This window comes from Sphaerisporangium sp. NPDC088356, assembly GCF_040685555.1.
GTDB lineage: Bacteria > Actinomycetota > Actinomycetes > Streptosporangiales > Streptosporangiaceae > Sphaerisporangium.
Genome location: NZ_JBFBIK010000008.1, coordinates 1 through 14,582, shown reverse-complemented (window position 1 = coordinate 14,582; position 14,582 = coordinate 1). Strand labels below are relative to the sequence as shown.

Sequence of the window (14,582 nt, the reverse complement as noted above, 5' to 3'; positions counted from 1 at the left end):
GATGACATGCTGTGGTGGCGCGGAGTGGTCTACTTGGTCACGAGACCGTCTTCGGCCGGGATCGGAGTGTTCTCCGCCTGCGGCGCGGCCGGCCGGACTTGCCGGTCCCGCACCAAGTCGAGCAGCGCCGTGAGACCACCTGCGGTGCCCTGCCGTTCGGCGGCAAAGTTCAACGCTGCGGCGACGACCAGCGCGAGCCCGTTTGCGATGTCCTGGTAGTAGTTCTGAACGTTCAGCAGAGTCAGGCCATTTTGGAGGATGACCAGGAAGAGCACGCCGAGTACCGCGCCGAACAGCGTTCCGCGTCCACCCTCGAACGCGACACCGCCGAGCAGTACGGCAGTGAGAACGGTGAGTTCGAAACCTACACCGAGCGTGCCGCCCGGGGCGGCGTCGAGGCGGGCCGCATCCAGCACGCCGCCGAGCGCCGCGGCACCGCCGGTGACGGCGAACGCGATCATCGGCAGCCGCCGGACGGCGACACCGGAAAGGAACGCCGCCTCACGGTTCACACCGATGGCATACGCATGACGTCCCCACGGCGTCCGATAGAGGAACACCGCGGCGACGACGAACGCGCCGGCTCCGAAGAACAGCGGGGCAGGGATGCCGAGGACATATCCCGCACCCAAGCTGCCGAAGCCAGCGGGAAAGCCGTTGGGGGTCTGCGGTGCGATAACCTGCGCGACGCCGCGTAGCGCCGTCAACATGCCGAGCGTGACGACGATCGGCGACCACCGTAGGAAGCCCACGAGCGTGCCGTTTGCCAGCCCGATCAGCACTCCCACAGCAACCGCCACCAGGACCGCTAGCAGCGGATTGACGTGGAACCTCACCATCAGCTCGCCGGCGACCACTCCGCCGACGCCCAACATCGAGCCAACCGAAAGATCGATCATGCCCATCAGCACGAGGATGGTCAGCGGGGCCGCCACCAGGGCGAGCACCGAACCCTCCAGCAGGATCTGGCGCAGATTATTCGGCGTGAGGAACAGCGGGCTCGCGACCGAGAAGCCGATGAGCATGACCACCACGCCGATCAGCAAGGCGGAGCCGACTAGCGCGCTCAGCAGCTTGGATCGCCCACGAGTCGCGGGCGCGGGACGATTCATCGATCGGTCTCCTTATTGGTTCGCAAGATTGAGCAGCTGGGCCTCAGTGAGGTCCGCGGCGGCGACTGTTCCCGTGATGGCACCATCGACGATCACGTAGGCGCGATCTGCGATGGCAACCACTTCCTCGACATCCGACGAGTTGACCAGGACCGCCATCCCCTCGTCCCGGGCCGCGCGCCGAAGTAGCGAGTAGATCTCCGCGCGGGCACCCACGTCGATTCCCTGGGTCGGCTCGTCGAGCAGTAGCACCCGCAGCTCTTCGCTGATAACAAGCCACCTGGCGAGTACGCACTTCTGCTGGTTGCCGCCGGACAGTAGCCCGGCGACGGCCCGGGGGTCGCGGGGAATTAGGTTGACATCGGCCGCGACGCGATCGAAAGCCTGACGCTCCCGTCTGGTGCTGCGCAGCCAGGCCCGGCTGACCCGCTGGGCCTTAGCGATGAGCACGTTTTCACTCATCGTCATCCCGGCGAACAGTGCGCGACTGCGCCGGTCGCTCGGCACCAGCGCGACACCCTTCCGGAGCGCATCCGACGGCGAGCGAGGCGCATACACGTTGCCGCCGAGAGCGATCTCTCCCGCCCAGTTGCGGCGCGCGCCCGCCAAGATGTCGAGGATCGCCGACCCGCCGGAGCCTAGCGGCCCGTAGAGGCCGACGATCTCGCCCGCTTTGACCTGCAGGTCGACTCCACGCAGGCCGTGACCGTCCAACCGCCGGACCTCGAGGCCGCCACTTGGCCGTGCTCCCGCCTGCGAGGCAGCGGCGGAATGCGCCTCGGCGGGGCCGTTCACCGCATGCGCGACGCCAGCGCCGCCCGATGTGGATCGCCCCGGCGCGATCGCCCGGAAGACGTCATCACGGTGCAGGTTCGCGGTGGGCTGTGACAGCACCACCTCGCCGTTCTTGAGGACGGTGACGTGATCGGCGATCTGCTCGATCTCGGCCAACCTGTGTGTCACGTAGATGATGTGCAGTCCGCGCGCGCGCAGGGCGGCAACCTGCTCGAACAGCTTCTCGACCTCACCATGGGTGAGCGCGGCGGTCGGCTCATCCAGGATCAGCACGCGTGGGCTGTGACGTTCGAGGGCTTTGGCGATCTCGACAAGCTGCTGGGTCCCCATCGAGAGTGTCGCCACGCGACGGTTGTGGATGCCATCAAGGCCCAGCTGGCTCAACGTCTCTGCCGCCTGGTCTCGCTGTTGCCCGCGGCGAACGAACAGGCCACGACGCTTTTCGTTGCCGAGGAAGATGTTCTCGGCAACGGTGAGGGCACCGACCAGGCTCAGGTTCTGGTGAATGGTGGCGATCCCCGCGGCGATCGCCGACCGCGGACTCTCCAACTGGAGAACGTCTCCGTCGAGCTCGATGCGTCCCTCATCGAGAGTGGTCGCACCGCTGAGCGCGCGAATGAGTGTTGACTTCCCGGCGCCATTGTGCCCGAGCAGTGCGTGAACCGTGCCCTCCGCCACATCCAGTGTCACACCGCCGAGTGCCTGAACTCCGCCGTAGCGTTTCATGGCGTTGCTCACCTGCAACATGGTTCCTCGCTAGCGCGTGTAGTCGCTGAGGTAGTCAGCGAGTTCCGGCGACCCTGCGGTGATCGCTACAGGTGCGATGCTCGCCACCTTGGGGGCCGTGGCCTTCTTCTCCAGCAGGTCCGCGGGGACGTCAACGATGGCGTGGCCGATGTCCCGGATACGCACCGCCACCGTGCACCGGTAGATGCCGTTCTTGGCCACGGTCTGCAGGCTCTCCTGCGTACCGTCCTGGCTGCCGATGTAGACGTTCGGCGCGTCCGGGGCGATGCCGTGCTGCAGGAACGCCTGGTAGGCGCCGAGGGCGACGTCGTCGTCGTAGCCGAGCACGACATTGACGTCCGGGTTCGCGGACAGGACCTGGCTGGTGATCGAGAGACCCTCGGCCCGTGTCGTCGCATTCTGAGTGCTGACGATCTTCGCTCCGGGAGCGGCCTGCGGGAAGACCGACATCAGGCCCTGGTTGCGCTGCTTGCCGACATCGAGGCTGTCGTTGCCGAGGATCAGCACCTTGGCCTTGCCATCGAGCTTCTGGTTCACGAAGTCGCTGGCGTTCTTCCCCAGCACCTTCCCGCTGTCGACGCCGGGGAACAGCACGGCTCCGTCAGAGTTCTTGAGCTGAACCGAGTAGGAGACGAAGATCTGGCCCTGCTCACGCGCACGCTTGCCGATGGACTCCATGGCCGTCGGCTCGAGCGGGAAGGCGACAATCGCCGGGAGCTGCTGCGCGACCCACGCCGAGACGCCGGAGGTCTGCTTGGCGAGATCACCGTTGTCGTTCGTGTAGCGCATTTCGTAGCCACGCTCCTTGGCGCGCTCCTCTGCGAACTTCTTCAGGTTGCCGTACACGGCAATGGTCGTGAACGGGAAGTCGAACCCGATGATTTTGCCCTTAGGGGCATCCGAGTTTCCGCTCGCGCCCCCGGAGTTGCTCGAGCAGGCGGCAAGCACACTCGGTACGGCGACCGCCGCACCGACGGCCCCGGCGGCGCGGAGGAACGAGCGTCGCGACAGATCGGTCGTCAACCCCGACACGATCCCACTCTGCTGAATGCGGTTCGGCACCTGGTACTCCTTGCTTGGTCACGCTAGTTATGGGTCGTGGTGTGACCCGATACAGGGGATTCCTGCCAGGCCGTATTAGATCCAGGCGTCGCAGCCCGTGAACAATCGTTTGCCCTCAAACGGACAAGCCGCCATCGCGCGGTCAGATGACTGTTGGTTTACTTGATCGTCATGGTCGGTCGCGGGACAGAATCCGCCGCGCGGTTGCCCACGTATCCGACTCCTCGAGTCGGATAGGTCGTGCGCGTCAGCGCGCGGGTACGTGGGCGATGACGTCGATTTCGACAAGGATGCCCATCAAGGCGCTCCCCACGGTTGTGCGTACCGGGCGGGGAGAATCGAAGAACGTCTTGTACACACGGTCGTACTCGTCGAAGTCGCTCAGATCAGCAAGGTGGACGGTGGCCTTCACGACATCGTTCAGCGTGGCACCCCCACTGGCCAGAATGGAGCTCAAGTTCTTCAGAGTCGCGGCGGTCTGCTCCGCGATGGTGACCCCCGTGACGACACCGGTTGCCGGATCAACCGGTCCCTGGCCCGAGACGAAGATGAGGTCGCCGACCCTGATGCCCTGGGAGTAGCCGCCGATCGGTTGCGGTGCGCCGTCGGTGCGAAGCTCTATCTTGTCCGTGCTCATACGTGTGACAACCTCGCAGTGACTCCACCGTCGACATACAGGGTGGTACCGGTGATGTAAGCGGACTCGTCCGACGCCAGGAAGAGGATGGCGTTCGCCACGTCCACCGGCAGCCCGACACGACCGAGTGGCTGAAGCTTCAGGACCTCGGCCACGGTGGACTCAACGTCTTCGACCTCGTCGAGCCACGCCTGCCACATCGCCGTCTCGATAATGCCGGGGCAGACCGCGTTGACCCGGACTCCCGCGGGTGCGAGATCGAGCGCCGAGCTCCTGGTAAGGCCGACTACGCCCGACTTGGCCGCCGCGTACGCGGCGAAGTTCTCGATCGTTGCGGAGGCGTGGAAAGACGCGACGTTAACGACGCTACCTGCGTCGCTCTCCCGCAGGTGCGGGGCCGCCGCCTTCATGAACAGATACACCGAGCGCAGGTTCACCGCCTGTACCCGATCCCACTCTTCGACAGCCGTCTCCTCGAGGCCCTTCGGTAGGGTCATTGCGGCGTTGTTCACCAGGACATCGAGGCGTCCGAAGGTATCGCGGGCCGCCTGGACGGCCTTCGTCACCGCCTTCTCATCGCTGACGTCCCCGCGGACGAACAACGCCGTGCCGCCGGCCGAGGTGATGTCGGCGGCAACGCGCTGTGCGCTCTCGTCGACATCAACGAGGAGGACGGAAGCCCCCTCCTCGGCGAGCCGCCGGGCGGTGGCCCTGCCAATCCCTTGTGCCGCACCGGTCACAATCGCGGCGCGTTGTGCGAGTCGCATGTACTTCCTTCCTGTATGCATCCCGACGACGTGCCGTCGGTGTACTGCTGAATTTCAGAACGCCAGAGCGTCCACGTCCCGGCGTAACTCGACGGCGCGCCGCGTGATCTCGGATGTGTCGAGCGGATGGGCCGCCGAACCGGTGAGGTCCGAGCCGAGTGATACCGCGTACGCGCCGGCCGCTAGGTCGGTCACATCGTCGTAGGAGTTTCGACGAATAACCGCGAGAAGGCGGTTTCCCCGCAGGAGGCCGCTCATCGCTCCGTGCTCTCCAGATAGGCCGCGAGATCACTCTCACGAGGGAACGTCTCGAAATCTCCGGTGCCCGCGCACACGGCGGCACCGCAGATCGCACCTACGCGTAGCGCCACCTGGGGATCATCACCGCGCTGACGGGCATGCAGGAATCCGGCGTTGAACGCGTCCCCTGCCCCGACTGCACTCTTCACCGTCGTGCGGAATACCGGCTGCTCGAAGAACGCACCCGTGGCATCAAGCATCGCGGCACCCTCCGCACCGCGCTTGAGCACGACCTCAACCGGTCCGGCTGCGGCCAGCTTCTCGACGAGCTCTCGGGTCGACCAGGATGCGTCGCCGTCCAGGAGCACCCTCGCCTCCCGCTCGCCGCCCAGGAAGATGTCGACGTACTCGAGCAGAGGACACAGCAGTTCGCGTGCGCGCTCACTGCCCCACAATCCGCTTCGCAGATTCGGGTCGAAGAGCGTCATGACCCCTGCCGAGCGGGCGATCTGCAACGCGTGTGTGACCGCACCATAGGCATTGTCACTCAGGAGCGCGGAGATACCGGTGACCAGCAGCGCCCTCGACTGTGCGATGTAGCCGGCGTCGATGTCGTCGGCGACCAGAGCCGAGGTAGCAGATCCTTCGCGGTAGTAGGTCGGATGAGCCTGGCCATCCAGCGCCAACTCTTCCTTGAAGTAGATGCCGGTCCGGCGCGTCGGATCCACGACGACGCGGCTTGTATCCACGGACGCTCCGCGCAGTGTCTCCAGCACGAAGGCGCCGAACTCGTCGTGGCCCACCCGCGAGATCAGGCCGGCACGTCCGCCGAGACGAGCCAGTCCCAGGAGGGCATTGCACTCTGCTCCAGCCATGGCGCGCTCGAAGCGCGGCGCGAATCGGAGCGGCCCGGGCCGGTCTGGGATCATCACAACGAGCGGTTCGCCAATGGCGACCAGGTCAAATTTTGTGGTCACGTCGTCCCCAGCGTGCCGTCGTAGGCGACCGCCCGCACCGGCGCGCCGTCAGCGCCGCTCAATCGAAGTGGAAGGGCCGAGAAAAAGACCTCGCGCTGCGTCAGACTGCGCAGGTTCGCCAGAGACTCAATGATCGCGATGTCGGCCGCGAGCATGACCTCGTGCATGTTCTTGAAATGCTCCTGGTGCAGACTGGGAATGTCGAGACCGACCAGCCACGCCCCGCCCTCGGCCAGCCACTCCGCGGCCTCGGGAGCGAGTGGTGGGTAGTCGACGAAGTAGTCCGGTTCGCCGAACCGTAGGTCCCAGTCGGTACGCAAGAGCACTCGGCACCCCTCGACCGCGGTCAGGCCCGCGTCACGCAGGTCAGCGACCGTTATCGGGTCCCGCGGCCGCTTGTATGACAGGTCGATCACCGTCGCGTCTCCGACGCACCGTTCGAGGGGCACCTCGTCGACCGTCCGACCGTTTGTCAAGAAGTGGGCGGGCGCATCCAGGTGCGTACCCGCATGGTTGCCCAGGACCACCGTGCACATGCGGAAGCCGGCCTCAGGCAACCGATGACTGTGCGCCACATAGACGGGGGGTGTTCCGTCGAAATGAGGCATGTCCGATTCGATGGGCAGCGACAGGTCTATCAACTGCATCGCTGTGAGAACCTCAGCCTTTCCTCTGTGGCGTGAGCGGTGGACGGCCCAGGGACGTCAGCTCGTCCGCCAACTGCCCGAGGTCCACGCCGATCACGCGCGGCGTGGTCACGCCGGCTGCTTCTATGTCCTTCAGTCCACTACCGGTGACGCAACAGACCACCGACTCACCGGCTGCGATGATGCCTTCACTTCGCGCCTGAGCCACTCCCGCCACCGCGATGGCGCCCGACGGCTCGCCGAATACCCCCACCTCGCGCGCAAGACGCCGGAGATACTCGATGGTCATGGCGTCATCGATGGCGACGCCCGATCCGCCGGATCGTCGGACCGCGGCCATAGTGATGTCGCCCTCGGCCTCGTATCCGTTGAGCGGGTCGGCCAGTCCCCCGACGATCGTCTCAGGTGTGCCCCAGGCGCTGACATGCTCCGCGCCGGTCCGGATCGCACGCACGATCGGCGCGCAGCCGCTCGGCTGGACTGCGAGCAGCCGCGGCGGCCGGACGTCGATGCCGAGCTGTGCGAGCTGCCGGTAGCCGGCCTCGATGCCGACCAGCAGTGGTCCCGCCCCGATCGGCACAACGATCCAGTCCGGCGTTCGGTCCGCGAACTCCTCCCACAGCTCGTAGGCGACCGTCTTGGAGCCTTCGACGGAGAACGGGCTGACGAACGTGGTGGTCACGTTCATGAAGCCCAGTTCAGCCGCCGCGGCCAGGGCGAGGCTGTACGCGTCGCTGTAGTCCCCGTCGACGCTGATCCAGGTCGCCCCGAAGACCTGGGCGGCCATGACCTTGTTCAGGGCGGCCTTGGCGGGGGCCAGGATCACCCCGGCGATACCGGCGCGGGCTGCGTATGCCGCAGCTGACGCGCCGGCGTTTCCCGTCGAGGCGCAGACCAGGCCGGCTGCGCCGTAGTCCACGGCGGCGCCAGTCGCAACCGCCAGGATGCGGTCCTTGAAGCTCCCGGTCGGATTCCGCGTCTCGTCCTTGATCCACAGATCGACTCCGAGCTCGGCACCGAGCCGTCCGGCCTCGAGCAGCGGGGTCTGCCCCTCGTGCAGGCTGACACGGTTCGGCGCCGAGACATCGGCCAGCGCGGATGCATACCGCCAGACCCCTCGGCCTTCGGTGTCGACGACCGGAGACGTGGCGTGGCCGACGGCGCGCAGGTAGCCGTCACAGCGTTGGCACCTGGTACGAGTGACCACCGGTTCGGCTGCCTGACAGTTCAAGCAGGCGAGTGCCGGCTGCGCCAAGCCGTCCTGCGCTGATCGTCCGTTCGGTAGGACGTAATCCGCGATCATGGTTTCCTCGGGAAAGATCTGGTCTACTTCCGGGCTGCGCTTCGGCACCGTCAATCGCTCGCCGGCACCACGCCTTCACCCGCGTACCGGGACGCGACGAGCTCGTCGATCTCTGCGATGACCTGCGCGGGCGGGACCGGGGCGAAGTTCTCGTCGAGCGCGTTCGCTGCACTGTCGAACAGCCGCTCTAGCCGGGGCTCCCCGGTGGAGATGCCGCTGACGATCGCCACGTAGCAGCGGTTCACGAAGAACTGCGCGCGCAGCGCGTAGATGGCCGTGTCGCCGACCTTGGCCTTGTGCCCGTCCGCGAGCACACCGTGGTAGTCGATGATCCCGCGCTCGACGAGAGGGAGGAAGTTGTCCTTCGCCTCGTCGAAGGTCGACCCGATGATGGCCTCGACCTGGTATTCGTGGGGGCCGCCGGACGTTTCGACGTAGGTCAGGCCGCCGCCAAGCGTGTACGCCTCGCCCTCCCAGTGGTGCATGACCTCGGACACGTAGACCTGGGCCGGAGTCTCGGCCAAGTCCTCGTAGGCGTGGGCGAGGCTCGATCCGAGCAGACCGATGCCGGGCTCGACATCGGTCACGCCGTGCTCAGCCAGCATCTTGAAAGTGGCGCAGTTGTTGAAGGCAGGCGCGTTTACACGGAGATCCTTCAGACCCAGCTCGCGCTCCAGGAGTGCTTTCGCACGGAGCATGGTGAAGAAGGTGTCAGTGGGCTTGGCGGCCGTCGCAGCCGGGGTCTGGTAGGTGATGTTGACGAAGGTGGTCAGGCCAATCACGGCAACGTTGGGCAGCTCGATGATCCGGCGAACGCCCTCGACGCAGTCCTCCTCGGTCCAGCCGCCGACCATTCCCTTGAAGAATTCATCGCCCGGCTTGTTGACCCGGACGTAAAGGTTCTGGTGACGGCCCTGCGCCACCGCGGCGTCCGAGACGGCTTTCGCTGCCTCGTAGGTGAATACCGTGATGACCTCAGGGTGCATCGCGACGATGTCGGCTACCTCATTCTTCGGCACGTTCGAGAGGTGGCCCACATGGCCCAGCGGCAGCCCGTACCGGTGGATGACACGCGCCTCGGTGGCCTCGACGGCGACCGTACTGTCGATGCCCTGCGCCAGCGCGACCCGCGTGATATACGGGTTACGGCCGTTCTGCTTGCTCATCAGATAGCTGCGGAGGTTGTGGCGCTTGGACTCCTCAGCCATCAGGCGCGCGTTCGCCGCGATCGCGTCGAGGTCGACCAGGTAGGTGGCGGCGGGAATGATGCCGCGCTGGTGAAAGTCGATCGCTGTGGCGACCATCTCGGGGTTGCGTTGGAGGACACGGTTCAGGAGCACGGGTATTCCTTTCGGTAGTAAGAAAGACGTCCATGTGGACGGATTTCAGCCGGCGACCTCGTCGAGGTAGTAGCTGTCTTTGGTGAACACCTCGGGCTTGCGCTTCGCCAGGACGGCGATGTAGCCGGCTCCGATGATGACAAAGGCGACGCAGGTGATCGTGATGCTCTGGCCGAGGGCGAAGCCCTGGTGCCACAGGACGTCGAAGTAGAACTTGTAGAACAGGTAGGCGTTCACGAGCACTGCCAGTACCGGCACAACGATGGTCGTGAACCAGCGGCCTCCGCCGTCGCGGCGATGGACGAGGAAGTTCCCGACCGCCGTGGCCGAGTACATGATCAGCCCGAAGAACATGGTCGCGCTCGCCGCCCAGGCGAAGAAGTTGAGGATGCCCACCACCGCCGCTCCGGCGAGGGTGCCGACAATTGCCACCACGAAGATGATGTGCAGGGCATTCCATGGGGTGCGGTGCCGCGGGTTCAAACGTGCGACGAAGTTCGGCAATATACCGTCACGGCCTTGCGCGTAGACGACCCGACTGGTGCTCATGGCGGCGGCCAGATACACGGCCGCGGCGGCGGTCATACCTGTGAAGTCGACGATGATCTCCCCGCTGCCCCACACCGCCTTGGCCATCGGCGCGACCGGTGTCAGGTTGCTCGCGATGGCGTCCTGGACCTCCTTCAATGGCAGAGCGAAGGACAACGCGTAGGTGACGATCAACCAGAAGACACCCACGAGCGCGACAGCTGCGATGGTGGCCTGCGGCAACTTGGCACGCGGCGTGTGGGTCTCCTCGGCGACGGTGCTCACCGCATCGAAGCCCGTGTAGGCGAACACACCGAACACGAGGGCAAGGAAGAACGAGCTCGAGCTGGTCGCGTTCCCCGGGTTGAGCGGTGCCGCGGTAAGCAGCCCTTCCTTGCCACGGACCACGAGAAGCGTCAGGGCTAGGACGAGCACCACGCCGGCCTCGAAAAGCAGCAGAATCAGTGCGGTCTTGGTGCCGACCTCGATGTTGCGGTACGCCGGCACGGCAACGAGTGCCGAGCACAAGATCACGCCGATGGCCCAAGTTCCGTAGCCGGTCGGAACGCTGAGCGCATTGAGGAATGCGTTGAAGAACAGGCCGAACAGCAGCGGCAGCGTGAGCGTGATCGTCAGGTAGTAGCCCAGCATCACCCAGCCGATCAAGCCCCCGACCTTGGGACGCATCAGGTTCCAGGTCCAGGTGAAGGCGCTGCCCGCAGCGGGCATCCGCGAGCTCACCATCGCATAGTTGGTGGCGTTCAGCATGGCGAGCAGGCCTGCAACCAGCCACACTGCAGGTGCCACGTTGCCGCTGGTGCCGACAACCGTCCCGATGTTTGCGTAGAGGCCCAACGCGGGCGATAGGAACACCGCACCGATGACTGCGGCGGCACCCCAACCGATGGCCGACCGCTTGAGACCGCCCTGCGACTCAGACGCAGATGCCGCGACTGCATGCTCTCCGCCGGGCCCGTTCGGCATGGGAGGCGTCCCTGCCGTTCGTCCGTCCGTCACTTGCCACCGCCTTTCTGGGCAAACGTTTGCCCAGAACCTAAGGTCCGTCCAGTTGAAGTGTCAATAGCCCCTACGTCGGCCGTTCGGATACGGAAGTGCAGCTAGGAGAGTGGACACTCCGGCTTGAGTGCACCCGGCGGTGAACAGGGACGCGACCGTGGCAAACCAGCCGAAGGCGTGGAACAGCTCGTCGCAAGCGAGCGCCGCGTCGGGCTCCGAGTCAGTCCCTGACCATCAAGGAGGAACTCGGCAACCGGATCGGCATGGCCTCGACGATCAGCCAGATCGGAGTGCTGTACACCGAGACCCGCCGGATCGCCGAGGCGGTCTCCTCCGACGCCGCGCAACCATGTAGGGCCATTCATTTGCCCAATACGTGTATTTCAGCAAAGGTCATCACATCTAGCGACGCGTAGCGGTCCCCACTCAAACTACTGGTGGCGACCATGCGGTCCCATTCTGCGCCCGGTGAGCAGGCAAGGAGCTCAGCCGCCCATTGTCTGACCGAACTCCGCGGCGGGAGCATCGTGGCCCGTCAGCGGCGGTCAAATCTTGTCACTTTGCATGTTGAGCAATCTGCCCACGAACCGTGTGCCACCCAACAACGGGCGCGATCACCACTCACAGAGGGTGATCCGGTCGGCGTCCAGGGTGATCACGGCCGCCATCGCCCTTTCGACTGGCCCTCCTGATGGCACTCCGGTCACCCCTTCCCACTAACCAGGCTCGTCTCGCGACGCGTCGGCGCAGCTAGACGAGCTAGGACGGGACCTCAAAGCACCCCGACTCTTAAGGGAGCAACCCATCCCCAGAAGGCGTGGGGCGGAATGATTCAGCAATATCAATTACGGTGATTGTTTTGGTTGCATGCCGAAGTCTCAGTCTTATAGGGACTAAATGCTGCGGCGTTGGCTTCGTCCGGGGCCTTCACCTCGGCGGCGAGCCTGCTGCGGATGCGTTGCACGGCTGCCTTGTTCGGTTTGACCAGCAGTTTGCCGTTACGGTAGCGGCGGATGTTGACCCGAAGCGGTCGCAGGGGACAAGGCCTACTCGTCCCGCGGCAACCGCAGCTACCTACGGAAACGCCACGTCAAGGCAGTCATCCCGGAGAAGAGGGACCAGGCTGCCAACCGGAAGAACAAGGGCAGCAAGGGAGGTCGGCCCGTCAGCCACGACGCCGACCTCTACAAGGAACGGAACACCGTCGAGCGCCTGATCAACAAGGCCTGGCGAGGCATCGCCACCCGCTACGACAAGACCCCCGCGAGCTACGCGAATCAGTGAGTGGCCGACCCCTGTAGCTCTCGGGTCAGGGCCGCGGGGGTGGTTACGGGGGCCTGGCAGGTGAAGTGGCGGCAGACGTAGGCGGCGGGGTGGCCGTCGACCAGGCCTCGGCCCTCCATCAGGGGGACGTCTCCGTCGCCCAGGGCGATGACCGTGCCGGGGACGCCGGCCATCAGGGCGGCCCGGTGCAGGGCGGTGGTGCGCGGGTCGTCCAGCGGGCCGGTGATCGCCACCTCGACGGGCCCGGCGAGCGCGGCCTCGGCGACCGCGAGGCCCCAGCCGGCGAACCTGGCGTGCTTGTCGGCGAGCACCGACACCGTGCCGATCGCCGCCTCGGCCGCTTCCCGGTGGCGCGCCGACCCGGTCAGGGCGCCGTACGAGAGCAGCGCGCCCGCCGCCGCGAACTGCCCGGAGGGCGTGGCGTTGTCGGTGGGGTCCTGGGGCCGCTGGAACAGCCGCTCGCCGTCGTCGGCCGTGTCGAAGAACCCTCCGGACCCGTCGGGGAACCGGTCGAGCACGGTGCCGAGCAGGGCGCCCGCCAGCTCGAACCACCGGGCCTCCCCGGTGACCCCGTACAGGGCGAGGAAACCTTCTGCGACGTCCGCGTAGTCCTCCAGGACTCCGGCGTTGGTGCCGGCGCGGCCGTCGCGCGAGGTGCGGGCCAGCCTGGAGCCGTCGAGGTGGACATCGGCGAGCAGTTCGGCGGCCGTACGGGCCGCGTCGACGAGGTCGCGGCGGTCGAAGAGCGCGCCCGCCTCGGCGAGGGCCGCGATGGCGAGCCCGTTCCAGGCGGCCACCACCTTGTCGTCCCTGCCGGGGCGCACCCGGGCCGCGCGGGCGGTGAGCAGCTGTGCGCGCACGTCGTCGAACAGCGCGCGGTCGGAGGGGTCGGAGAGCAGCTGGAGCACCGAGGCGCCGTGCTCGAAGGTGCCCGAGGGCGTCACCTCGAACAGCGACGCGGCCAGGGCGCCGCGCTCCTCGCCGAGCACCTCGCGCAGCTCCCCGGGCGTCCAGACGTAGAACTTGCCCTCCACGCCCTCGCTGTCGGCGTCGAGGGCGGACGCGAAGCCGCCCTCGGGGGTGCGCATCTCGCGGAGCAGCCAGTCGGCGGTCTCCAGGGTCACGCGCCTGGCCAGGGGGGACCCGGTGGCCCGCCACCAGTGGGCGTAGACCCGCAGGAGCAGGGCGTTGTCGTACAGCATCTTCTCGAAGTGGGGCACCAGCCAGGCGGCGTCCACGCTGTAGCGGGCGAAGCCCCCGCCGAGCTGGTCGTACATGCCGCCGCGGGCCATGGCGTCGAGGGTCTTCTCGGCCATCTCCATGGCCTCGGGCGTGCCGTGCCTGAGCAGGAACTCCAGCACCATCGACGGTGGGAACTTGGGCGCCCCGCCGAACCCTCCGCGGACGGGGTCGAACGTACGGGCGAGATCGCGTACGGCCTGCTCGGTCGTCTCGGCCGTCGGCAGGAGCCCTCCCGGCAGCGCGGAGCCCTGGCTGAGCGCCTCGACCACCTTGGAACCCTGGGAGAGCACCGCCTCGCGGTCCTCCGTCCACGCCTGGGAGACGCCGGCCAGGAGACGCTGGAACTGCTGCCGGGGGAAGTACGTGCCGGTGTAGAACGGGTGGCCCTCGGGCGTGGTGAACACGGTCATCGGCCAGCCGCCGTGCCCGGTCATGGCCGTGGTGGCGTTCATGTAGACGGCGTCCACGTCGGGACGCTCCTCGCGGTCGACCTTGACGTTGACGAACCGCTCGTTCATCATCTGGGCCGTCCCGGAGTCCTCGAAGGACTCGTGGGCCATCACGTGGCACCAGTGGCAGGCGGAGTATCCGATCGAGACGAGCAGCGGCACGTCCCTCCGGCGGGCCTCCGCGAAGGCCTCCTCGCCCCATTCGAACCATTCGACCGGGTTCTCCGCATGCTGGAGCAGGTACGGGCTCGTCGCGTCCTTCAGGCGGTTCATCGAGATCTCCCCCGGCGTACGCGGTGCGTACTTTTCTCGTCGCGTGAGGTGCGCAGAGCTGCGCGCCACCGTTACTACCCGCACGGTCCCCCTCACACTAGGCCGGGTCGCGCCCGCCGCGAAAACCAGCGGCGGGCGGGGGGGGGGGGGGCCCCCCCCCCC

13 protein-coding genes and 1 pseudogene are annotated in these 14,582 nt (G+C 66.5%); 1 reads left to right on the top strand and 13 read right to left on the bottom strand.

Annotated elements, in window-relative coordinates; genetic code table 11:
* Nucleotides 1-29: 29 nt before the first annotated feature.
* The 12 genes from AB0O34_RS05310 to AB0O34_RS05255 form a co-directional block, all read right to left on the bottom strand.
* On the bottom strand, nt 30-1,112 hold the full coding sequence (locus AB0O34_RS05310; RefSeq protein WP_363912857.1) for an ABC transporter permease: 1,083 nt from the start codon (nt 1,110-1,112) through the stop codon (nt 30-32).
* Between the two features lie 12 nt (nt 1,113-1,124).
* Nucleotides 1,125-2,654, bottom strand: coding sequence for a sugar ABC transporter ATP-binding protein (locus AB0O34_RS05305; RefSeq protein WP_363912855.1), 1,530 nt, complete (start codon nt 2,652-2,654; stop codon nt 1,125-1,127).
* A 9-nt stretch (nt 2,655-2,663) separates the two neighbouring features.
* Complete coding sequence (locus AB0O34_RS05300) at nt 2,664-3,716, bottom strand: sugar ABC transporter substrate-binding protein (protein ID WP_363912853.1); 1,053 nt, start codon at nt 3,714-3,716, stop codon at nt 2,664-2,666.
* Between the two features lie 247 nt (nt 3,717-3,963).
* Nucleotides 3,964-4,353: a Rid family detoxifying hydrolase gene (locus AB0O34_RS05295; protein ID WP_363912851.1), complete on the bottom strand. Its 390-nt coding sequence runs from the start codon at nt 4,351-4,353 to the stop codon at nt 3,964-3,966.
* Complete coding sequence (locus AB0O34_RS05290; RefSeq protein ID WP_363912849.1) at nt 4,350-5,120, bottom strand: SDR family NAD(P)-dependent oxidoreductase; 771 nt, start codon at nt 5,118-5,120, stop codon at nt 4,350-4,352. Before AB0O34_RS05290 ends, AB0O34_RS05295 begins: the two co-directional genes overlap by 4 nt.
* 54 nt (nt 5,121-5,174) lie before the next feature.
* A complete protein-coding gene (locus AB0O34_RS05285) occupies nt 5,175-5,378 on the bottom strand; it encodes a hypothetical protein (protein WP_363912847.1) in 204 nt (67 codons plus the stop codon).
* Nucleotides 5,375-6,337: a sugar kinase gene (locus tag AB0O34_RS05280; RefSeq protein WP_363912845.1), complete on the bottom strand. Its 963-nt coding sequence runs from the start codon at nt 6,335-6,337 to the stop codon at nt 5,375-5,377. The genes AB0O34_RS05285 and AB0O34_RS05280 overlap by 4 nt, the downstream gene beginning before the upstream one ends.
* A complete protein-coding gene (locus AB0O34_RS05275; protein ID WP_363912843.1) occupies nt 6,334-6,984 on the bottom strand; it encodes a cyclase family protein in 651 nt (216 codons plus the stop codon). The genes AB0O34_RS05280 and AB0O34_RS05275 overlap by 4 nt, the downstream gene beginning before the upstream one ends.
* 13 nt (nt 6,985-6,997) lie before the next feature.
* Entirely contained in the window at nt 6,998-8,335 is a 1,338-nt protein-coding gene (gene thrC / locus AB0O34_RS05270) for a threonine synthase (RefSeq protein ID WP_363912841.1), read from the bottom strand.
* A 2-nt stretch (nt 8,336-8,337) separates the two neighbouring features.
* The gene (locus AB0O34_RS05265) at nt 8,338-9,591 is read right to left on the bottom strand and encodes an alanine racemase (RefSeq protein ID WP_363912839.1); all 1,254 of its coding nucleotides are present in this window, start codon (nt 9,589-9,591) and stop codon (nt 8,338-8,340) included.
* Between the two features lie 81 nt (nt 9,592-9,672).
* Nucleotides 9,673-11,139, bottom strand: a complete 1,467-nt coding sequence (locus tag AB0O34_RS05260; protein WP_363912837.1) for an APC family permease — start codon at nt 11,137-11,139, stop codon at nt 9,673-9,675.
* 253 nt (nt 11,140-11,392) lie between these two features.
* The gene (locus tag AB0O34_RS05255) at nt 11,393-11,533 is read right to left on the bottom strand and encodes a hypothetical protein (RefSeq protein WP_363912835.1); all 141 of its coding nucleotides are present in this window, start codon (nt 11,531-11,533) and stop codon (nt 11,393-11,395) included.
* Nucleotides 11,534-12,198: 665 nt separating this feature from the next.
* Between AB0O34_RS05255 and AB0O34_RS05250 the strand changes: the two are divergent.
* Nucleotides 12,199-12,444: pseudogene (locus AB0O34_RS05250) on the top strand (transposase); the annotation flags it as partial.
* A gap of 5 nt (nt 12,445-12,449) precedes the next feature.
* Here the strand turns inward: AB0O34_RS05250 and AB0O34_RS05245 are convergent.
* Complete coding sequence (locus tag AB0O34_RS05245; RefSeq protein WP_363912833.1) at nt 12,450-14,420, bottom strand: thioredoxin domain-containing protein; 1,971 nt, start codon at nt 14,418-14,420, stop codon at nt 12,450-12,452.
* Between the last annotated feature and the right edge of the window lie 162 nt (nt 14,421-14,582).

Bases quoted from the DNA above. Each gene is read 5' to 3' on its own strand.
- AB0O34_RS05310 (WP_363912857.1), bottom strand. From the start codon at position 1,112: ATGAATCGTCCCGCGCCCGCGACTCGTGGGCGATCCAAGCTGCTGAGC.
- AB0O34_RS05305 (WP_363912855.1), bottom strand. From the start codon at position 2,654: ATGTTGCAGGTGAGCAACGCCATGAAACGCTACGGCGGAGTTCAGGCA.
- AB0O34_RS05295 (WP_363912851.1), bottom strand. From the start codon at position 4,353: ATGAGCACGGACAAGATAGAGCTTCGCACCGACGGCGCACCGCAACCG.
- AB0O34_RS05290 (WP_363912849.1), bottom strand. From the start codon at position 5,120: ATGCGACTCGCACAACGCGCCGCGATTGTGACCGGTGCGGCACAAGGG.
- AB0O34_RS05285 (WP_363912847.1), bottom strand. From the start codon at position 5,378: ATGAGCGGCCTCCTGCGGGGAAACCGCCTTCTCGCGGTTATTCGTCGA.
- AB0O34_RS05275 (WP_363912843.1), bottom strand. From the start codon at position 6,984: ATGCAGTTGATAGACCTGTCGCTGCCCATCGAATCGGACATGCCTCAT.
- AB0O34_RS05265 (WP_363912839.1), bottom strand. From the start codon at position 9,591: ATGGTCGCCACAGCGATCGACTTTCACCAGCGCGGCATCATTCCCGCC.
- AB0O34_RS05260 (WP_363912837.1), bottom strand. From the start codon at position 11,139: ATGCCGAACGGGCCCGGCGGAGAGCATGCAGTCGCGGCATCTGCGTCT.
- AB0O34_RS05255 (WP_363912835.1), bottom strand. From the start codon at position 11,533: ATGGCCCTACATGGTTGCGCGGCGTCGGAGGAGACCGCCTCGGCGATC.
- AB0O34_RS05245 (WP_363912833.1), bottom strand. From the start codon at position 14,420: ATGAACCGCCTGAAGGACGCGACGAGCCCGTACCTGCTCCAGCATGCG.